The organism is Streptomyces sp. NBC_00076, from assembly GCF_045041235.1.
GTDB lineage: Bacteria > Actinomycetota > Actinomycetes > Streptomycetales > Streptomycetaceae > Streptomyces.
In genome coordinates this window covers 1,980,900-1,997,783 of the sequence record NZ_CP108242.1, presented here as the reverse complement: position 1 = coordinate 1,997,783, position 16,884 = coordinate 1,980,900, and the positions used below count along the sequence as shown (strand labels likewise).

General features: G+C 71.5%; 13 protein-coding genes and 1 tRNA gene. 9 read left to right on the top strand and 5 right to left on the bottom strand.

The window, feature by feature from the left end; all coding sequences use genetic code 11:
* Window positions 1-13: 13 nt before the first annotated feature.
* Complete coding sequence (locus OHA64_RS09155) at window positions 14-2,581, bottom strand: SCO7613 C-terminal domain-containing membrane protein (protein WP_405610615.1); 2,568 nt, start codon at window positions 2,579-2,581, stop codon at window positions 14-16.
* Between the two features lie 66 nt (window positions 2,582-2,647).
* Between OHA64_RS09155 and OHA64_RS09150 the strand changes: the two genes are divergently transcribed.
* Both OHA64_RS09150 and OHA64_RS09145 read left to right on the top strand, forming a co-directional pair.
* On the top strand, window positions 2,648-3,094 hold the full coding sequence (locus OHA64_RS09150) for an SRPBCC family protein (RefSeq protein WP_405610612.1): 447 nt from the start codon (window positions 2,648-2,650) through the stop codon (window positions 3,092-3,094).
* A gap of 39 nt (window positions 3,095-3,133) precedes the next feature.
* Window positions 3,134-3,205 (top strand) — tRNA-Val (locus OHA64_RS09145).
* Between the two features lie 39 nt (window positions 3,206-3,244).
* Here the strand turns inward: OHA64_RS09145 and OHA64_RS09140 are convergent.
* Entirely contained in the window at window positions 3,245-3,970 is a 726-nt protein-coding gene (locus OHA64_RS09140) for a 3'-5' exonuclease (protein WP_405610609.1), read from the bottom strand.
* A gap of 192 nt (window positions 3,971-4,162) precedes the next feature.
* Here OHA64_RS09140 and OHA64_RS09135 point away from each other — a divergent pair, with 192 nt between their 5' ends.
* The 3 genes from OHA64_RS09135 to thrS all read left to right on the top strand — a co-directional run bounded on the left by OHA64_RS09135 (window position 4,163) and on the right by thrS (window position 8,055).
* Complete coding sequence (locus OHA64_RS09135; protein ID WP_362444226.1) at window positions 4,163-4,729, top strand: DUF4365 domain-containing protein; 567 nt, start codon at window positions 4,163-4,165, stop codon at window positions 4,727-4,729.
* On the top strand, window positions 4,726-5,988 hold the full coding sequence (locus tag OHA64_RS09130) for a hypothetical protein (protein WP_405610605.1): 1,263 nt from the start codon (window positions 4,726-4,728) through the stop codon (window positions 5,986-5,988). The genes OHA64_RS09135 and OHA64_RS09130 overlap by 4 nt, the downstream gene beginning before the upstream one ends.
* 90 nt (window positions 5,989-6,078) lie before the next feature.
* Window positions 6,079-8,055 (top strand): threonine--tRNA ligase, encoded by a 1,977-nt coding sequence (gene thrS, locus OHA64_RS09125; RefSeq protein ID WP_405610602.1) that lies wholly within the window; start codon window positions 6,079-6,081, stop codon window positions 8,053-8,055.
* Between the two features lie 28 nt (window positions 8,056-8,083).
* Here the strand turns inward: thrS and OHA64_RS09120 are convergent, their stop codons facing one another.
* Entirely contained in the window at window positions 8,084-8,746 is a 663-nt protein-coding gene (locus OHA64_RS09120; RefSeq protein WP_405610599.1) for a potassium channel family protein, read from the bottom strand.
* 66 nt (window positions 8,747-8,812) lie between these two features.
* Here OHA64_RS09120 and OHA64_RS09115 point away from each other — a divergent pair, with 66 nt between their 5' ends.
* Complete coding sequence (locus OHA64_RS09115) at window positions 8,813-9,373, top strand: HIT family protein (protein ID WP_405610596.1); 561 nt, start codon at window positions 8,813-8,815, stop codon at window positions 9,371-9,373.
* A gap of 81 nt (window positions 9,374-9,454) precedes the next feature.
* Here the strand turns inward: OHA64_RS09115 and OHA64_RS09110 are convergent, their stop codons facing one another.
* Window positions 9,455-11,113 carry a hypothetical protein gene (locus OHA64_RS09110; RefSeq protein ID WP_405610593.1) on the bottom strand — a complete coding sequence of 553 codons (1,659 nt, stop codon included), beginning with the start codon at window positions 11,111-11,113 and terminating at the stop codon, window positions 9,455-9,457.
* A gap of 203 nt (window positions 11,114-11,316) precedes the next feature.
* Window positions 11,317-13,515 carry an elongation factor G-like protein EF-G2 gene (locus OHA64_RS09105; protein WP_405610590.1) on the bottom strand — a complete coding sequence of 733 codons (2,199 nt, stop codon included), beginning with the start codon at window positions 13,513-13,515 and terminating at the stop codon, window positions 11,317-11,319.
* Window positions 13,516-13,764: 249 nt separating this feature from the next.
* On the opposite strand from OHA64_RS09105, the gene pgsA reads away from it, so the two are divergent.
* From pgsA to OHA64_RS09090, 3 genes are read left to right on the top strand one after another with little or no spacing between them, the layout of a single operon-like run.
* Window positions 13,765-14,535 carry a phosphatidylinositol phosphate synthase gene (gene pgsA, locus OHA64_RS09100; protein WP_405623913.1) on the top strand — a complete coding sequence of 257 codons (771 nt, stop codon included), beginning with the start codon at window positions 13,765-13,767 and terminating at the stop codon, window positions 14,533-14,535.
* A complete protein-coding gene (locus OHA64_RS09095; protein ID WP_405610587.1) occupies window positions 14,532-15,533 on the top strand; it encodes a phosphatidylinositol mannoside acyltransferase in 1,002 nt (333 codons plus the stop codon). The genes pgsA and OHA64_RS09095 overlap by 4 nt, the downstream gene beginning before the upstream one ends.
* On the top strand, window positions 15,530-16,699 hold the full coding sequence (locus OHA64_RS09090) for a glycosyltransferase family 4 protein (protein ID WP_405610584.1): 1,170 nt from the start codon (window positions 15,530-15,532) through the stop codon (window positions 16,697-16,699). The genes OHA64_RS09095 and OHA64_RS09090 overlap by 4 nt, the downstream gene beginning before the upstream one ends.
* Window positions 16,700-16,884 lie beyond the last annotated feature (185 nt).

The following is a 16,884-nucleotide window of genomic DNA, read 5'->3' as shown; positions in this document are numbered from 1 at the left end:
GCTGGTTCGGGGGCTAGCTCATCCTCCCCAGCACCTCCCGCACCCGTCGGACGTCCCGGATGCGCTGCTCGTACGTCGCCCCGAGTGCGAGCAGCAGCAGACCGACGAGGGCGGGAAGTGCCCAGCGGGGGAGCAGCCCGGTCACCTGCACGAGGTACGGCGCGAGCTCGTGCAGGGCGACCAGGGCGAGCACCGAGCCGCCGAGCACGAGCGGTGCCTGGAGATGGTGGCGGGCGCCCAGCAGGGTGACCAGCAGAGCCGCCGCGCCGAGCAGCAGCGGGCGCGTCCAGGACGCGTCGCCCCAGGCCGCGACCAGGCTCGGGAGCAGGGTGGCGGCGAGTCCGGGGCCGTACGCCGTCCAGGACGAGGCCCGCGGGTCGCGGTGTCGGCGCAGCATGCCCACGAGCAGTGCGGGGACGGTGACCGGGAGCGTGTACGCCTCGGGGGTCCCGACGTCCCAGGAGGTCAGACGGACCCAGGTGGCGAGCACGAAGAGAGCGGTGGCCGCGTAGCCGAGGGGGCGACGGTCCGCTCGTACGGCCGTGCCTGCCGTGATCACTCCGCACAGGGCCAGGACCAGGGCGAGCACGGGCAGATCGGTGCCGGCGAGGGCCACGGCGAGCAGCCCGGCGACCGCGCCCGCCGCCTCGACCGGCATGGTCGCCGGGGAGCCGCCGAGTCGCGGCGCGAGCAGCGCGGCGACCGCGGGCACCACGAGGACCAGCAGGGCGGTGTGCGCCGGTGTCCAGTGCGCGGCGGCACCCGTCGCGCAGGCCAGTGCGGCGGCGTATGCGAGCGCGGCCGGCGCGGTGACCGGGGCGAGCCGCGAGCGCCAGGAGGCGGCTGTGAACAGCGTGGTCAGCGCGGCCAGCACGACGAGCGTCGCGGTCTGCGTGGCGAGGGAGAGGAAGGCGAGGTCGAGCGAGGCGACCAGGGCGAGGACGGTGGCCGTGGTGCGAGCGGGCGGGAAGTTCCGTACGGACGTCGGCGTCGCGGTGGGCCGGGACGCGGCGACCGGTGGAGCGGGCGAGTCCGGGGCCGGTGACGGCGTCCCTCCGGGCGCGGTCGAGGGCGTGCCGCTCGCCACCGTGTCCTGCCGCACCGGTGTCGCGCGGTGTACGGCTCCCTCCGCCGCGAGGGTCGCGGCGACCGTGACGCCGAGGACCGACAGGCCGACCGCGTAGGGGAGTTCGAGGACCGCCGGAAGGGTCGCGGCCGTGGCCCAGAGCAACCCCAGCGCACCGGTCAGGGCCCGGGGCCGCCACGTCGTGTCCCGGACCGCCAGGACGAGCACGCCCGCCACGGCCACGAGGACGACGGGGACCGCCACGGCGTGCGGCGGCCAGGGCACGCCGACGGTCGCCGCGTCCCGGGCGTCCGAGGGAGCGCCGGTCCACGCGTGCGCCACCCGGCCGACCGGCCCCAGCAGCGTGACGGTGAGGACGGGCACCGTCCACAGCACGGCGAGTGCCTGTACGGAGCCGGAGGCCCAGGCGAGGCCGTGCCGCACCGCTTCGGGCAGCCGCCCGGACCGGGCCACGGCCAACAGGGCGATCCCGCACGCCAGATGGGCCGGTACCGTCCACGCCTCCGGCAGCGCGGAGCGCAGCACACCGCCGAACGCGGCGACCACGAGCAGCCCCGAGGTGACGGAGAGACCGACGGTCCGCTTCTCGCCTTCGTTCCACCAGGCCGCGCCCATCGCGATCGCGGCCGCGAGGAGGAGGAGCGCCGCCGCCCGGGCGACGCCGCCCGGACCGTTGGCCGTCCAGCAAAGCCAACCGGCAGCCAACACCCCCCAGGCGCCCGTGCCGTACGCGCCGACGGCGGCGACGACCCGCACGGACCGGGCGCTCGTACGGAGCGCCACCCCGGTGTCGGCCCCCGCCGTCACCAGCAGCGCGGCCGTGATCCCGTACGGACCGGCGTCCGCCGCGATCGCCCAGAGCAGCAGCGGCAGCTGGGCCGCGGTCAGGGCGGTCGGGAGAGGCAGACGCAGCGCGGCCGTGGCCGGCGGCAGACCGTACGCGGCCCACACTCCCGCCAGTACGGCCGAGGCGACCGCCGCGTACCCGGTGCCGTCGGTTCCGGCCAGGGCGGCCTCGTGCAGGGCGTAGGCGTCCAGCACCGTCAGCGCGAGCCCGAGGCCCGCCACCGACTCCGCTGTCGAGCGCAGCCCCCGCCTCAGCAGCACCGCAGGCCCGGCGAGCGCGGCCAGCGTGACCACGCCCAGCACCAGGGCCCGCCCGGTGATCCCCAGGTGCCCCCAGCTGACCAGGGTGAACACCATCGCCGCGATGGTGAGCAGCACACCGCCGAGCAGGAGGAGAAGGTTCTGCACGCTGGGGGCGGAAGCCTCCGGGCGAGGCGGAACCGCGGGCGTCGGCGCCGAATGGGCCTGGGTCCGGGGCTGGGCTTGCGGCTGCTGCAGAAGGGCTACCAGCCAGGCGCGACGTGACAGCAACTGGGCTCGGCGGGCGTCCAGTTGCCACAGCTCGGCGTCGAGGAGCCGCAATTCCTCGGCGGGCGGCGGGATGTGCGTCATGCCGTCGAGTGTGTTCCGCGTCACGTCGTACGGCATGAGTGCGCGTACTCATGCCGTACTCAGATACGCCTCACCGGGCCCGTCGACGGGAAGAATCCGCTCATGGACTGGACCCGATACCGCTTCCGCAGCCGGTGGCCCCTGCCCGCCGACCCCGCCGTCGTGTACGACGCGCTGGAGCGGGTCGAGGACTATCCCCGCTGGTGGCGCCAGGTGCGCGAGGTGAACCGGATCGACGCGACGACCGGAGTGGTCACGATCCGCTCACTCCTGCCGTACGGCATGACCTTCACCGCCCGTGAAGTGCGTCGCGATCCGGCGGCCGGGATCCTGGAGGTCGCCGTGTCCGGCGACATCGACGGCTGGGTCCGCTGGACGATCAGCGCGGACGGCACGGGCAGCCTGGCCCGCTACGAGCAGGTGGTCGACGTCAACAAGCCACTGCTCAGGCGGTTCGCCGTACCGGGGCGGCCGGTCTTCCGCGCCAATCACCGGCTGATGATGCGGGCGGGGCGGCGCGGTCTGGTCGGCTACTTGGGAACGGTTTGAAGGAAACCCGCGGAGACCTGTATTGTTCAGTGCGTTCCCGGGCGATTAGCTCAGTGGGAGAGCGCTTCGTTCACACCGAAGAGGTCACTGGTTCGAACCCAGTATCGCCCACCGGGAAAGGCCGGTCCGCCTGAGGCGGACCGGCCTTCTTCATGCCGCCGCAGGCAGGTCCGGACGCAGCGGCCACGCCGTGTCCACCGTCTCCTCCGTGCCGCTGCGGGCGAACCAGGCCTGCAGGCCCCGGGCCTGCGCCGCGTGCCACACGGCCTGGAGCGTGTGCAGTTCGGCCGCGCTCAGCCGCTCCAACCGCGTCGCGAACCGGCGCCCGACGGCCCGTACGACGTCCAGCGCGGCCAGCGCGTCGGCGCCCGCGTCGTGCGCGCCCTCCAGTGAGACGTCGTAGTGCGCGCACAGGTCGGTGAGGGTGCGCCGGCCCTTGCGGTAGCGGTCGAGGTGCTTGTCGAGGACCCGGGGGTCGAGCACCAGCAGCGGCGACGACTCGAACCAGCGATCCAGGGACGAGGCCCGGTGGCGGCGCAACTCCCGGTCCAGGATCGTCAGGTCGAACGGCGCGTTCATCACCACCAACGGGCGCCCCACCACCGCCTGTTCGGCGAGAGCGCCGGCTATCTCGTACATCACCGGAGCGGGCCAGCGCCCGTTGCGCTGCAGATGCTCCTCCGTCAGTCCGTGCACCTCCGTCGCCCCGGCCGGCACCGGGACTCCCGGGTTCACCAGCCACCGGGTCACCCGCGGCCGGGCGCCCGGCCCGTCCTGGACGACGACGGCGGCCGACACGATCCGGTCGGTCTCGACGTCCACGCCCGTGGTCTCCGTGTCGAAAGCGGCCAGGGGCCCTTCGTACCAGCAAGCCATACCAACACAACCCCTCATTCACCCACGGCAGCTGACGCCCCGTCGTCTGCCCCGTTTGGTGATACCCGGGCTGTTTGCGGCGTACGCCGGAAGGACACAACAGGAATACGGGTCCGTGCAGTTCAGCGGCCCGACGCGAATTTCACTGGGCCCAGGTGTGGGCATTTCACTTGTCCGGGAAGGCTGTTGGCCATGGCGATAGCGCAGCCCGAACGGGGCGGGCTGCTGCCCGAACGTGCGGGACCCCATCGCGGCACACTCGCCACCACCGCCTGCATGGAGACACTGCAGGTGGGCTACCTGCACGCGGTCTCGGCCGCGGCCGGCTGCTCGTTGTCCCAGCCGTTTCCGGACAACGGCATCGACTGGCACGTCAGTCACAGCGCACCCGGACACACCGTCGACGACGAGGTCACCATCAAGGTGCAGCTCAAGTGCACCTACCAGATCCCGCCGAACCCTCCCGGCCGCTCCTTCTCGTTCACGCTCGACAACGACCACCTGCGCAAGCTGGCCCGCACCCCGGTCTCCGTGCACAAGATCCTGGTCGTGATGCTCGTCCCGAGATCCCAGGACGACTGGCTGCGTGCCAGTCACGACCGGCTCGACCTCAGGCACTGCTGCTACTGGGTCAACCTCGCCGGACACCCCATCACCGGCCGGACCCGGACCACCGTGCGGATACCGACCTCGCGCATCTTCGACGACCGGGCGCTCTGCGAGATCATGACGCGCGTCGGGACGGGAGGCAGACCATGACGCACCGCACGCCGGGGGAGCCACTGCGGTCCGTCCGACCGCATCCCGTGGACGCAGGTGCCGAGGGGGCCCAGGATGCCCAGGGTGCCGTCGCCTGGAACCGTCCGCCCGACCCCGCCGACGTCGACCCCGCCGTCCTCGGCGCCCTGCTGCGGCGGCACGGCTGGCAGCGGCGCGGGGGAGCGGCCGGACGCTACGGCCGCTGGACCCCGCCCGGACCGGGCGGCGGCGGGACGAGCCTGCTGGTGCCGGAGAGCCGCGCCTTCCCGGACAGCGACGACCTGCTCGGCGAGGCGCTTGTCGCGCTGTCCCGCAGCGGGGCGCCCTCCGCGCGCGAGGTGCTGGTCTCCCTCGCCGTGCCCAGCGACGAGATCCGCTGGTGGCGCGACGCCCCGGCCGGCCCGGCCGGCGCCGTGCCCTGGACCGTCGAGGAACAACTGCGCGCGGCCGCCCGCCAGATGCTGCTCGCCGGGGCGCTCGCCACCCGCGCGCGTGCCGGCTACTACGGCGCCCGGTACCGCCGTACCGCCGCCGCTTCCCTGGAGAACGTCCTCGTCGGTTCCGCCGCCGAGGGCCGCCGTCTGACCGCGTTCGTGCCCGTCGGCACCGGCCGCCCGCTCGCCGTACGCCTGCACCACGCCCTGTTCGCCGCCCGCGAGGCCATCGACTACCAGCGGGCCACCGGCGGCATGGACGCCTTCGACGGCGCGGTGGCGGCAGGCGTCAGCCGCGAGCTCACCGAGTCGCTGATCACCCTGGTGCGCGGTACGGAGGGTGCCCGCATCGCCGTCGAGTGGGCACCGGCGGCCGGTGTCCCCGAGGGGTGCGCGGCCCCCGTGGAGGCCGTCGAGTTCTCGCCGGGGGACCTGCCCGTACTGCGGGAGGCCGGCGCCCGCTATCTGCGCGAGGAGCCCTCGGTGCCGGTGCGGATCACCGGAGCGGTGGTCCGGATGCGCAGGTCGGGGGCGCGTGGCGAGGGATCGGTGCGGCTGCGGGTGATCGCGGGCGCGGAGGTCCCGCACGTCCGGCTCACCCTGGACGAGGAGTCGTACCGGATCGCCGGGCACGCCCACCTCGTCGGGATGCCGGTCCGGGTGCTCGGGCGGTTGGAGAGCCGGGGCGGCTTCCGGCGGCTCACGGACGCGTCCGAGGTCGTACCGGTGCAGGTGGACGAGGCCGAACGGGACCGGCTGATGAAGTCCCTGCAGGAGACCGCCGAGATCACCGCCTTCTTCGAGGAGGCCTGCGGCGGGGACTGACTTCGCGGAGGGCGGGCCCGGGTCGGTACGATCGCCTCTTGCGCGTGTCTCGGTACGGCACCCGCATCCGCCTTCAGTCAGGAGAGACCGGTGTCAGACGTCCGTGTGATCATCCAACGCGATTCCGAGCGGGACGAACGCGTGGTGACGACGGGCACTACGGCCGCCGAGCTCTTCGCCGGCGAGCGCTCGATCATCGCCGCGCGGGTGGGCGGCGAGCTCAAGGACCTCGCGTACGTGCCCGCCGAGGGCGAGGTCGTGGAGCCCGTGGAGATCTCGTCCGAGGACGGCCTCAACATCCTGCGCCACTCCACCGCGCACGTGATGGCGCAGGCCGTGCAGGAGCTCTTCCCCGAGGCCAAGCTGGGCATCGGCCCGCCGGTCAAGGACGGCTTCTACTACGACTTCGACGTCGAGAAGCCGTTCACGCCCGAGGATCTCAAGGCCATCGAGAAGAAGATGCAGGAGATCCAGAAGCGGGGGCAGAAGTTCGCCCGCCGGGTGGTCACCGACGAGGCGGCTCGCGAGGAGCTGGCGTCCGAGCCGTACAAGCTGGAACTGATCGGCATCAAGGGCTCCGCCTCCACGGACGACGGCGCGGACGTCGAGGTCGGCGGCGGCGAGCTGACGATCTACGACAACCTGGACGCCAAGACCGGCGACCTGTGCTGGAAGGACCTCTGCCGCGGTCCCCACCTGCCGTCGACCCGCAACATCCCGGCGTTCAAGCTGATGCGCAACGCGGCCGCCTACTGGCGCGGCAGCGAGAAGAACCCGATGCTCCAGCGCATCTACGGCACCGCCTGGCCGACCAAGGACGAGCTGAAGGCGCACCTCGACTTCCTCGCCGAGGCCGAGAAGCGCGACCACCGCAAGCTGGGCTCCGAGCTCGACCTGTTCTCCATCCCGGAGCAGATCGGTTCCGGCCTCGCGGTCTTCCACCCCAAGGGCGGCATCATCCGCCGGGTCATGGAGGACTACTCGCGCCGTCGCCACGAGGAGGAGGGCTACGAGTTCGTCTACACCCCGCACGCGACGAAGGGGAAGCTCTTCGAGACCTCGGGCCACCTGGACTGGTACGCCGACGGCATGTACCCGCCCATGCAGCTCGACGAGGGCGTGGACTACTACCTCAAGCCCATGAACTGCCCGATGCACAACCTGATCTTCGACGCACGCGGACGTTCGTACCGTGAACTGCCGCTGCGTCTCTTCGAGTTCGGGACCGTGTACCGGTACGAGAAGTCGGGCGTCGTGCACGGCCTGACGCGGGCCCGCGGCTTCACCCAGGACGACGCGCACATCTACTGCACGCGCGAGCAGATGTCCGAGGAGCTCGACAAGACGCTCACCTTCGTCCTCGGCCTGCTGCGGGACTACGGTCTGACCGACTTCTACCTGGAGCTGTCGACCAAGGACCCGGAGAAGTTCGTCGGCTCCGACGAGGCCTGGGAAGAGGCCACCGAGACGTTGCGCGAGGTCGCCGAGAAGCAGGGCCTGCCCCTGGTCCCGGACCCGGGCGGCGCCGCCTTCTACGGCCCGAAGATCTCCGTCCAGACCAAGGACGCCATCGGCCGCACCTGGCAGATGTCGACCATCCAGCTGGACTTCAACCTGCCCGAGCGCTTCGAGCTGGAGTACACCTCGCCCGACGGCTCCAAGCAGCGCCCGGTCATGATCCACCGGGCCCTGTTCGGCTCCATCGAGCGGTTCTTCGCGGTGCTCCTGGAGCACTACGCGGGCGCCTTCCCGGCGTGGCTGGCCCCGGTCCAGGCGGTCGGCATCCCGATCGGTGACGGGCACGTCGAGTACCTGGAGAAGTTCGCCGCCGCGGCCAAGAGGCAGGGCCTGCGGGTCGAGGTCGACTCCTCCTCGGACCGGATGCAGAAGAAGATCCGCAACGCCCAGAAGCAGAAGGTGCCCTTCATGGTCATCGCGGGCGACGAGGACATGTCGAACGGCTCGGTGTCCTTCCGTTACCGCGACGGCTCGCAGGAGAACGGCATCCCCGTCGACGAGGCCCTCGCGAAGATCGCGAAGGTGGTCGAGGAGCGCACGCAGGTCTGACGCGTACGTGCCGTGGGCCCCCGTGACGTCATCGTCCCGGGGGCCCCAGGTTGTCCCCGGCCCGCGCGAACCGCTGCATCAGATACGACGAGAACGACCCCGTCACCGCACCCAGCAGGGCGAGGCCGCAGCCCATCAGGAGCACCGCGATCAGCCGCCCCATCGTCGTCACGGGGACGACGTCGCCGTAGCCCACGGTCGCCAGCGTGGAGACCGCCCACCACAGCGCGTCGCCGAACGTGCGGATCGAGGCGCCCGGGGCGTCGTGCTCGTAGTGGTACACGGCAAGGGCGGCGGACAGGCCGAGCAGTGTGGACGCCAGGCCCGCGTAGAGCATGACCCGTGCCTGCAGATTCAGCCGGGGTTCCCCCTGGCGGCGGTCCTGCATGGCGTCGTAGGCCCGCACGATGCGCACCGGCCGCAACAGGGGCAGCACGACGACCAGCGAGTCCAGCCAGTGCCGGTGGACAAACCCCGGCCCCTCGCCGCTCAGACGCCAGCGCACCACGTAGTCCACGACGAACAGCGCCCAGGATCCGTACAGGACCGCCAAGGACAGGTCGAGAACGGGCTCGGGCAGCCCGTCTCCCAGAATGCGCACTCCGTACGAGCCGAGAAAGAGCAGTGAGGCGACCCCGAGCGGAATCCCCGCCCGTCGCTCCCAGCGTGCCGTCCGGTTGTCGTCGTCCATCGGCCCAGCTTGGCCGGGACGTCTCTCCCGTAACCCCGACGACACGCCGCGCCCGGGCGAAGCAATATGCTGCATTGCATGACGAGTGAGCCGGAGCAGCAGTGGGGCGTGGGGACCCAGGACGCGTTCCAGCGTCTGTGGACGCCCCATCGGATGGCCTACATCCAGGGCGAGAACAAGCCGACCGGCCCGGGTGCCGACGACGGCTGTCCCTTCTGCTCGATTCCGGCCAAGTCCGACGAGGACGGGCTGGTCGTCCGGCGCGGTGAGCAGGTCTACGCCGTGCTCAACCTGTACCCGTACAACGGCGGCCACCTGATGGTCGTCCCCTACCGTCATGTCGCCGACTACACGGACCTCACGGAAACGGAGACGGTGGAGCTGGCCGCGCTGACCAAGCAGGCGATGACCGCTCTGCGGACCGCTTCCGGCGCCCACGGCTTCAACATCGGCATGAACCAGGGGGCCGTGGCCGGCGCCGGTATCGCCGCCCATCTCCACCAGCACCTCGTCCCGCGCTGGGGCGGCGACACCAACTTCATGCCGGTGGTCGGCCACACCCGGGTGCTGCCGCAGCTGCTGGCGGACACGCGGAAGATGCTGGCGGAGGCCTGGCCGACGGCCTGAGCTGAACACCTCGTGGACGGGTGAGGGGCTGCTCCCGGCTTTCGGGGCAGCCCCTCATGGCTTGGCGGGTCCAGGGCCTCTCTAGGCGTCGTACAGGTCCGCCTTGCTCGGTGTCGTGTCCTGCACCGCCGTACTCAGGAACGCCGACCGCGTGCCGAACTTGTCCGTGTCCACGCCGTTCTCGGTCAGGACCCGGATCGCCGCCGAGTGCACCACCCTCAGCACCGGCGTCGCGGCCCGCAGCGCGTCGTCAGCCATGAAGCGGTGCCGCCACGGCTTGTCCGCCCAGGCGTGCCGCAGTCCGAAGGGCTCGGGGAGCGCCAGGCTGCCGCCGAGCCAGTTGAGCAGCGGCGGATACCAGGTCAGCGGCGCCCGGGCCGTCAGCCGGACCACCTCGTCCGCGTCGACCAGCGGCAGCTTCACCTTCCGGGTCTCCCAGAACTTCAGCGACTTCTGGACTTCCTTCTCCTTGGCCGCCGGCTTCGAGGTGAACAGCCCGTGCACCGGTCCCAGCGCGTGCCCGGTCACCTCGATGCGCAGGGTCTCGTGCAGCACGGTCACCGTGATCAGCATGGTGATGACCAGCTGCCCTTCCCACAGCGTCCACTGCACGCCCAGGTAGTGCCGGTCGCCCGCGCCGAACTGCTGCTTGTTGCAGATGTCCTGGATGGCGTGCGACTTGACCTGGTACGCCTCCACGTCCGTGCCCTCGGGCCGGGACACCTCCTTCGCGTTCTCCGCGATGGGGGTGACGACCCAGTGCCGTATCGACGGCTTCGGGAAACCGCCGGTGTTCAGCGGGCCGCGCTCCAGCATCCGCAGCTGGTCGTGGATCGAGCGTATGACGTCCCAGCTGCGGAAGGGGTGGATCTCGCGGGTGGGATCGGCGGCCACCAGGTTCTCGGCGAGCTGCCAGCTGCCCCAACGGGTGCCCATGCCGAGTATGCCCTTGGGGCCGGCGTAGAACACGGCGTTGGACTGTTGCTCGGCGCTCAACTTGGCGAGGGACTGGCGCAGTTGCTCGGCGGCGGTCTCACGCGGCCCGGTCGGTACCGCCTCGGGCACCTTCGCCCCGACGCTGCTGCCGGCCAGCAGGCTGCCCCAGCGCTCCCTCAGATCCCTCGCCGTGCGCTCGCAGATCTGCTTGGCCCAGAACCAGCCGACCACCGGCAGGACCACCGCAGCGCGCGCGTACCAGGCCCAGAAGCCCGTGAACGGCATCTTGACCAGGAAGAGCACGGCGAGGGCACCGACCGCCACGAGCAGCGCGGTGCCGAGGGCGCCGGCCCGGCCCTCCTGCTTCGCGATGGTCGTACGGATCTGGAAGACCAGCAGCCAGATCAACAGCCCGGGCAGGAACAGCAGCCCGCACAGCACCATGACGATGGTCAGCAGGTTGTCCCGGTCCCGGCGGAGGTTGTTCGCCGCGAGGCAGTGCTCGACCACGACCTGCGGCTCCGCGCCGAAGGACTGGATGAGCGGCTTGCGGCCCGCGCCGAGCATGCGGGCGACCACGGCGGTGGAGAACGCCTCGCCCAGGTTGGGGCGCAGGATCTTCGCCCACTTGCGGCCGCCTTTGACGGCCGATTCGTGCCACTCGTTGTTGGCCTTGAGGATCTCCTCCACCGGATTGTCCCGATAGGCCGCCGAGGCCAGCGCGAACGTCGACGTCTGGCCTCCGTCGCCCGTGCGCGGCACCTGCGGACCGAAGATGTCCGCGTAACCGCCGTCAACGGTCATTCCCGCCCCCGATCGCCGCCGCTCCTGCACCTGCGGCCTTCCCGACTTCCGTACCCCGCACACCTGTTGATCAGGTCATCAGCGTATCCGCAGGTGCCGACATTCGGTGGGCAAGGGCCCATATCCGTCGACGGACGGCCGAAGCCGCCCGTCTACACGGAGGGGACCGTTCCATAAACGGCACGTCTGGGGCCTGTCGCCAACTACGAGGCGCTGCCCACCTCTTCGCGGATCCGTTCGGCGATCTGGGCCGGCATCGGCTCGTGCCGCGCGTACGTACGGCTGAACCGGGCCGTGCCGTGGGACAGGGAGCGCAGATCGACGGCGTACCGGCCGATCTCGATCTCCGGCACCTCGGCCCTGACCAAGGTCCGTCCACCACTGGTCTGTTCCGTGCCCAGCACCCGGCCGCGCCGCCCCGACAGGTCGCTCATCACGGCGCCCACGTAGTCGTCGCCGACCAGCACGCTCACCTCGGCGACCGGTTCCAGCAGATGTATCCTCGCGTCGGCCGCGGCCTCCCGCAGGGCCAGTGCGCCCGCCGTCTGGAACGCGGCGTCGGAGGAGTCCACGGAGTGCGCCTTGCCGTCCAGCAGGGTGACCCGGACGTCGATGAGCGGGTGGGACGCCGCGACCCCCTTGGCGGCCTGGGCCCTGATGCCCTTCTCCACGGACGGGATGAACTGGCGCGGCACCGCCCCGCCGACCACCTTGTCGACGAACTCGATGCCGGATCCGCCCGGCAGCGGCTCCACCTCGATCTCGCAGATGGCGAACTGCCCGTGCCCGCCGGACTGCTTCACGTGCCGGCCGCGCCCCGCCGACCTGTCCGCGAACGTCTCCCGCAGGGAGACCCGGTGCGGGACGACGTCGACCTGGACCCCGTAGCGGGTGCGCAGCCGCTCCAGCGCGACATCGGCGTGCGCCTCACCCAGGCACCACAGCACCACCTGATGGGTGTCCTGGTTGTGCTCCAGCCGCATGGTCGGGTCCTCGGCGACCAGCCGGGACAGGCCCTGCGAGAGCTTGTCCTCGTCGGCCTTGCTGTGCGCCTGGATGGCGAGCGGCAGCAGCGGGTCCGGCATCTCCCAGGGCTCCATGAGCAGCGGATCGTCCTTGGCCGAGAGCGTGTCCCCGGTCTCCGCGCGGCTCAGCTTCGCCACGCACGCGAGATCACCGGCGATGCAGTGGGTCAGCGCCCGCTGCTGTTTCCCGAACGGCGCGGACAGGGCGCCGATCCGCTCGTCGACGTCGTGGTCCTCGTGCCCGCGGTCGGTGAGCCCGTGCCCGGAGACATGAACGGTCTGGTCCGGACGCAGCGTGCCCGAGAAGACCCGCACCAGTGAGACCCGGCCGACGTAGGGGTCGGACGAGGTCTTCACGACCTCCGCGGCCAGCGGCCCGTTCGGATCGCACAGCTTCAGCAGGCGCGGCTCGCCGTCCACCGTGGTGACCCGGGGGGCCTCCCGCTCCAGCGGGGTCGGGAAGCCACCGGTGATCAGTTCGAGGAGCTCGACCGTGCCGAGCCCCGCCCGGGCGCCCTCGGCCGCGGGGGCGGCGGCCAGGACCGGGAAGAAGACACCGCGCGCGACGGCCCGCTCCAGGTCCTCGATCAGCGTCTTGACATCGACCTGCTCGCCGCCGAGATAGCGGTCCATGAGGGTCTCGTCCTCGCTCTCCGAGATGATCCCCTCGATCAGCCGGTTGCGGGCCTCCTCGATCAGCGGCAGCTGGCCCTCGACCGGCTCGGACACCTCGCGCTCCCCGGAGGCGTAGTCGAACAGCTTCTGGGACAGCAGCCCGATCAGCCCGGTCACCGGCGCGTGCCCGTCCGGTGCCTGCGGGCCGCGCAGCGGCAGGTACAGCGGCAGTACGGCGTCCGGGTCGTCGCGGCCGAAGGCCTCCGCGCAGATCCGTGTCATCCCCTCGAAGTCCGCCCGGGCGGATTCCAGATGCGTGACCACGATCGCCCGCGGCATGCCGACGGCCGCGCACTCCTCCCAGACCATGCGGGTCGAGCCGTCCACTCCGTCCGAGGCGGAGACGACGAAAAGGGCCGCGTCCGCCGCTCGCAGACCGGCCCTGAGTTCTCCGACGAAGTCGGCGTATCCGGGTGTGTCCAGAAGATTGATCTTGTATCCGCCCCATTCGACGGGTACGAGCGAGAGCTGCACCGAGCGCTGCTGCCGGTGCTCGATCTCGTCGTAGTCGGAGACGGTGCCGCCGTCCTCCACGCGGCCCGCCCGGTTCACCGCTCCCGCCGTCAGCGCGAGAGCCTCCACCAACGTCGTCTTGCCCGAACCGGAGTGGCCGACCAGCACCACATTCCGTACGGACGCGGGTTGGTCGGCCGCTGTCGCCCTGCCGGCGGCTCCGGTGTGTGTGTTCGCCTTGTCGCCCATGGCCTTGCCTCCCGTGCACGGTGAGGTCACTGTGGGCGCGGACACGCGGGATCCGCGTGCAGTGGCGGCTCCGGCGACGCCCGCGGTGTCCTTCGAGCTTTCCACTCCCGTCACGGTGCGTCCATACGGCGGACGCGATCGCCAAGGGCCGGACCCGGGAGCGGGATCCCGTCCGTGCCCTCGCTGCCGCCCTGCCGTGACACGGGACCGACAGTGCCCGCCCGTCACTCACGCGCGCGCGTGGCTACGATGGGCCAGCCGGTGGCCAGCAGGGGCCGCTCGGCCACACCGACCGTCGGGAAGGCCATGCTGAACAAGTACGCGCGTGCATTCTTCACGCGTGTCCTCACACCGTTCGCCGCGTTTCTCATCCGGCGGGGCGTCAGCCCCGACACGGTCACGCTTCTCGGCACGGCCGGGGTGGTCGCGGGGGCGCTGGTCTTCTATCCCAGGGGCGAGCTCTTCTGGGGCACGATCGTGATCACGCTCTTCGTGTTCTCGGACCTCGTCGACGGAAACATGGCCCGCCAGCTCGGCCGCTCCAGCCGCTGGGGCGCCTTCCTGGACTCCACGCTCGACCGGGTCGCCGACAGCGCGGTCTTCGGCGGCTTCGCCCTCTGGTACGCGGGAGGTGGCGACGACAACGTCCTGTGCGCGGTCTCGATCTTCTGCCTGGCGAGCGGCCAGGTGGTGTCGTACACCAAGGCACGCGGCGAGTCCATCGGCCTGCCGGTCGCCGTGAACGGGCTCGTCGAGCGGGCCGAGCGGCTGGTGATCTCCCTGGTCGCGGCCGGTCTCGCGGGCCTGCACAAGTTCGGTGTGCCCGGCATCCAGTACCTGCTGCCCGTCGCCCTGTGGATCGTCGCCGTCGGTAGCCTGGTCACGCTGATCCAGCGGGTCGTGACGGTCCGCCGGGAGTCCGCCGAGGCGGAGGAGGCGGCCGCCCGGGAGCAGGGGACACAGGAGAAGCAGAAGAAGCAGAAGAAGCAGGAGACGCAGGGGAGCGAGGCGGCGAAGTGAGCGCCCAGGAGCGGGTCACCGACGCGCTGTACGGCCTCGGCTGGGGAGTGGTCAAGAAGCTCCCCGAGCCGGTCGCCGTGCGCCTGGGCCAAAGCATCGCCGACCTGGCCTGGAAGCGGCGCGGCAAGGGCGTACAGCGCCTGGAGAGCAACTACGCGCGTGTGGTGCCCGACGCGAGCCCCGAGCGCCTGGCCGAACTGTCCCGTGCGGGCATGCGCTCGTACCTGCGTTACTGGATGGAGTCCTTCCGGCTGCCCGCCTGGAGCGCTGAGCGTGTCAAGGGCGGCTTCGACCCCAAGGACGTGCACCACCTCACCGACGGACTCGCGTCCGGCAGGGGCGTCATCCTCGCGCTGCCGCACATGGCCAACTGGGACCTCGCCGGCGCCTGGGTCACCACCAAGCTCGGGACCCCCTTCACCACCGTGGCCGAACGCCTCAAGCCGGAGACGCTGTACGACCGTTTCGTCGCCTATCGCGAGGGCCTCGGCATGGAGGTCCTGCCGCACAGCGGCGGCACCGCCTTCGGCATGCTGGCCCGGCGGCTGCGGGAGGGCGGCCTGGTCTGCCTGGTCGCCGAAAGGGACCTCTCGTCCTCCGGCGTGGAGGTCGAGTTCTTCGGCGAGACCACCCGGATCCCGGCGGGCCCGGCGCTGCTCGCCCAGCAGACCGGCGCGCTGCTGCTGCCGGTGACGCTCTGGTACGACGACTCTCCGGTCATGCGGGGCCGGGTGTATCCCCCGATCGAGGTGCCCGGGACAGGTACCCGGGCGAAGAAGACGTCTGTCATGGCACAGGCGCTGGCCGACGCCTTCGCCGAAGGGATCGCCGACCATCCGGAGGACTGGCACATGCTCCAGCGACTGTGGCTCGCTGATCTCGACCCCGCGAAGGCACCCTCGGCCGGGCGCCCGACCGACCCCGCTGACGATCCGGTCGCCGGTCCCGGCGCGGATTCCGCCGCCGGCCCCTCGGCTCCCGAGAAGGGGACCCCGTGAGAATCGGCATCGTCTGTCCGTACTCCTGGGACGTGCCGGGTGGCGTTCAGTTCCACATCCGTGATCTCGCCGAGTACTTCATCCGTCTCGGCCACGAGGTGTCCGTCCTCGCACCGGCCGATGACGACACCCCGCTGCCGCCGTACGTCGTCTCGGCCGGCCGCGCGGTTCCGGTGCCGTACAACGGCTCGGTGGCCCGGCTGAACTTCGGTTTCCTGTCGGCGGCCCGGGTGCGGCGCTGGCTGCACGACGGCCGGTTCGACGTCATCCACATCCACGAGCCCACCTCGCCCTCGCTCGGCCTGCTGGCCTGCTGGGCCGCGCAGGGCCCGATCGTCGCCACCTTCCACACCTCCAACCCCCGCTCCCGGGCGATGATCGCCGCGTACTCGATCCTGCAGGCCGCGCTGGAGAAGATCAGCGCCCGGATCGCGGTGAGCGAGTACGCCCGCCGCACGCTGGTCGAGCATCTCGGCGGCGACGCGGTGGTGATCCCCAACGGCGTCGACGTCGACTACTTCGCCAAGGCCGAGCCCAAGGCCGAATGGCAGGGCGACACGATCGGCTTCATGGGCCGCATCGACGAGCCCCGCAAGGGCCTGCCGGTACTGATGAAGGCACTGCCGCAGATCCTCGCCGAGCGCCCGCGGACCCGGCTGCTGGTCGCCGGGCGCGGCGACGAGGAGGAGGCGGTCAGGTCGCTGCCCGTCGAACTCCGCTCGCGCGTGGAGTTCCTCGGCATGGTCAGCGACGAGGACAAGGCCCGCTTCCTGCGCAGTGTCGACGTGTACGTCGCTCCCAACACCGGCGGCGAGAGCTTCGGCATCATCCTGGTCGAGGCGATGTCGGCGGGCGCCCCGGTGCTCGCCTCCGACCTGGACGCCTTCGCCCAGGTGCTGGATCAGGGCGCGGCGGGCGAACTGTTCGCCAACGAGGACGCGGACGCGCTCGCCCGGGCCGCCGTGCGACTCCTCGGCGACCCGGAGCGACGGACCGAGCTGCGCGAGCGGGGGAGTGCGCACGTGCGGCGGTTCGACTGGTCGACGGTCGGTGCGGACATCCTCTCCGTGTACGAGACGGTGACGGCCGGGGCGGCTGCGGTCGCCGCGGAGGACGACGAGCGGGGCCCCGGCCTGCGGGCGCGACTCGGGCTGGCGCGGGACTGAGGCGGGGCCGGCGAGCTGGGCTGTCTCCTAGGCCGAACCGAGCGGACAGCGGCCCTCAGCGGTACGAGCGCTGGAGTGTCGGCAGTGGTCCCGACGGAACTACGGCGGGACTGAGGCGCGGCTGGTACGGGACTGCGGCAGGGCTCAGGCGCGGGGAGCCGCGCCGACGGGCCGGACACCGGTGG

Excerpts from the sequence above, each read along its gene's own strand:
- OHA64_RS09155 (WP_405610615.1), bottom strand. The coding sequence starts at position 2,581 with ATGCCGTACGACGTGACGCGGAACACACTCGACGGCATGACGCACATC.
- OHA64_RS09130 (WP_405610605.1), top strand. The coding sequence starts at position 4,726 with ATGACGCACCGCACGCCGGGGGAGCCACTGCGGTCCGTCCGACCGCAT.
- OHA64_RS09140 (WP_405610609.1), bottom strand. The coding sequence starts at position 3,970 with ATGGCTTGCTGGTACGAAGGGCCCCTGGCCGCTTTCGACACGGAGACC.
- OHA64_RS09120 (WP_405610599.1), bottom strand. The coding sequence starts at position 8,746 with ATGGACGACGACAACCGGACGGCACGCTGGGAGCGACGGGCGGGGATT.
- OHA64_RS09115 (WP_405610596.1), top strand. The coding sequence starts at position 8,813 with ATGCTGCATTGCATGACGAGTGAGCCGGAGCAGCAGTGGGGCGTGGGG.
- OHA64_RS09150 (WP_405610612.1), top strand. The coding sequence starts at position 2,648 with ATGGACTGGACCCGATACCGCTTCCGCAGCCGGTGGCCCCTGCCCGCC.
- OHA64_RS09110 (WP_405610593.1), bottom strand. The coding sequence starts at position 11,113 with ATGACCGTTGACGGCGGTTACGCGGACATCTTCGGTCCGCAGGTGCCG.
- OHA64_RS09105 (WP_405610590.1), bottom strand. The coding sequence starts at position 13,515 with ATGGGCGACAAGGCGAACACACACACCGGAGCCGCCGGCAGGGCGACA.
- OHA64_RS09135 (WP_362444226.1), top strand. The coding sequence starts at position 4,163 with ATGGCGATAGCGCAGCCCGAACGGGGCGGGCTGCTGCCCGAACGTGCG.
- pgsA (WP_405623913.1), top strand. The coding sequence starts at position 13,765 with ATGGGCCAGCCGGTGGCCAGCAGGGGCCGCTCGGCCACACCGACCGTC.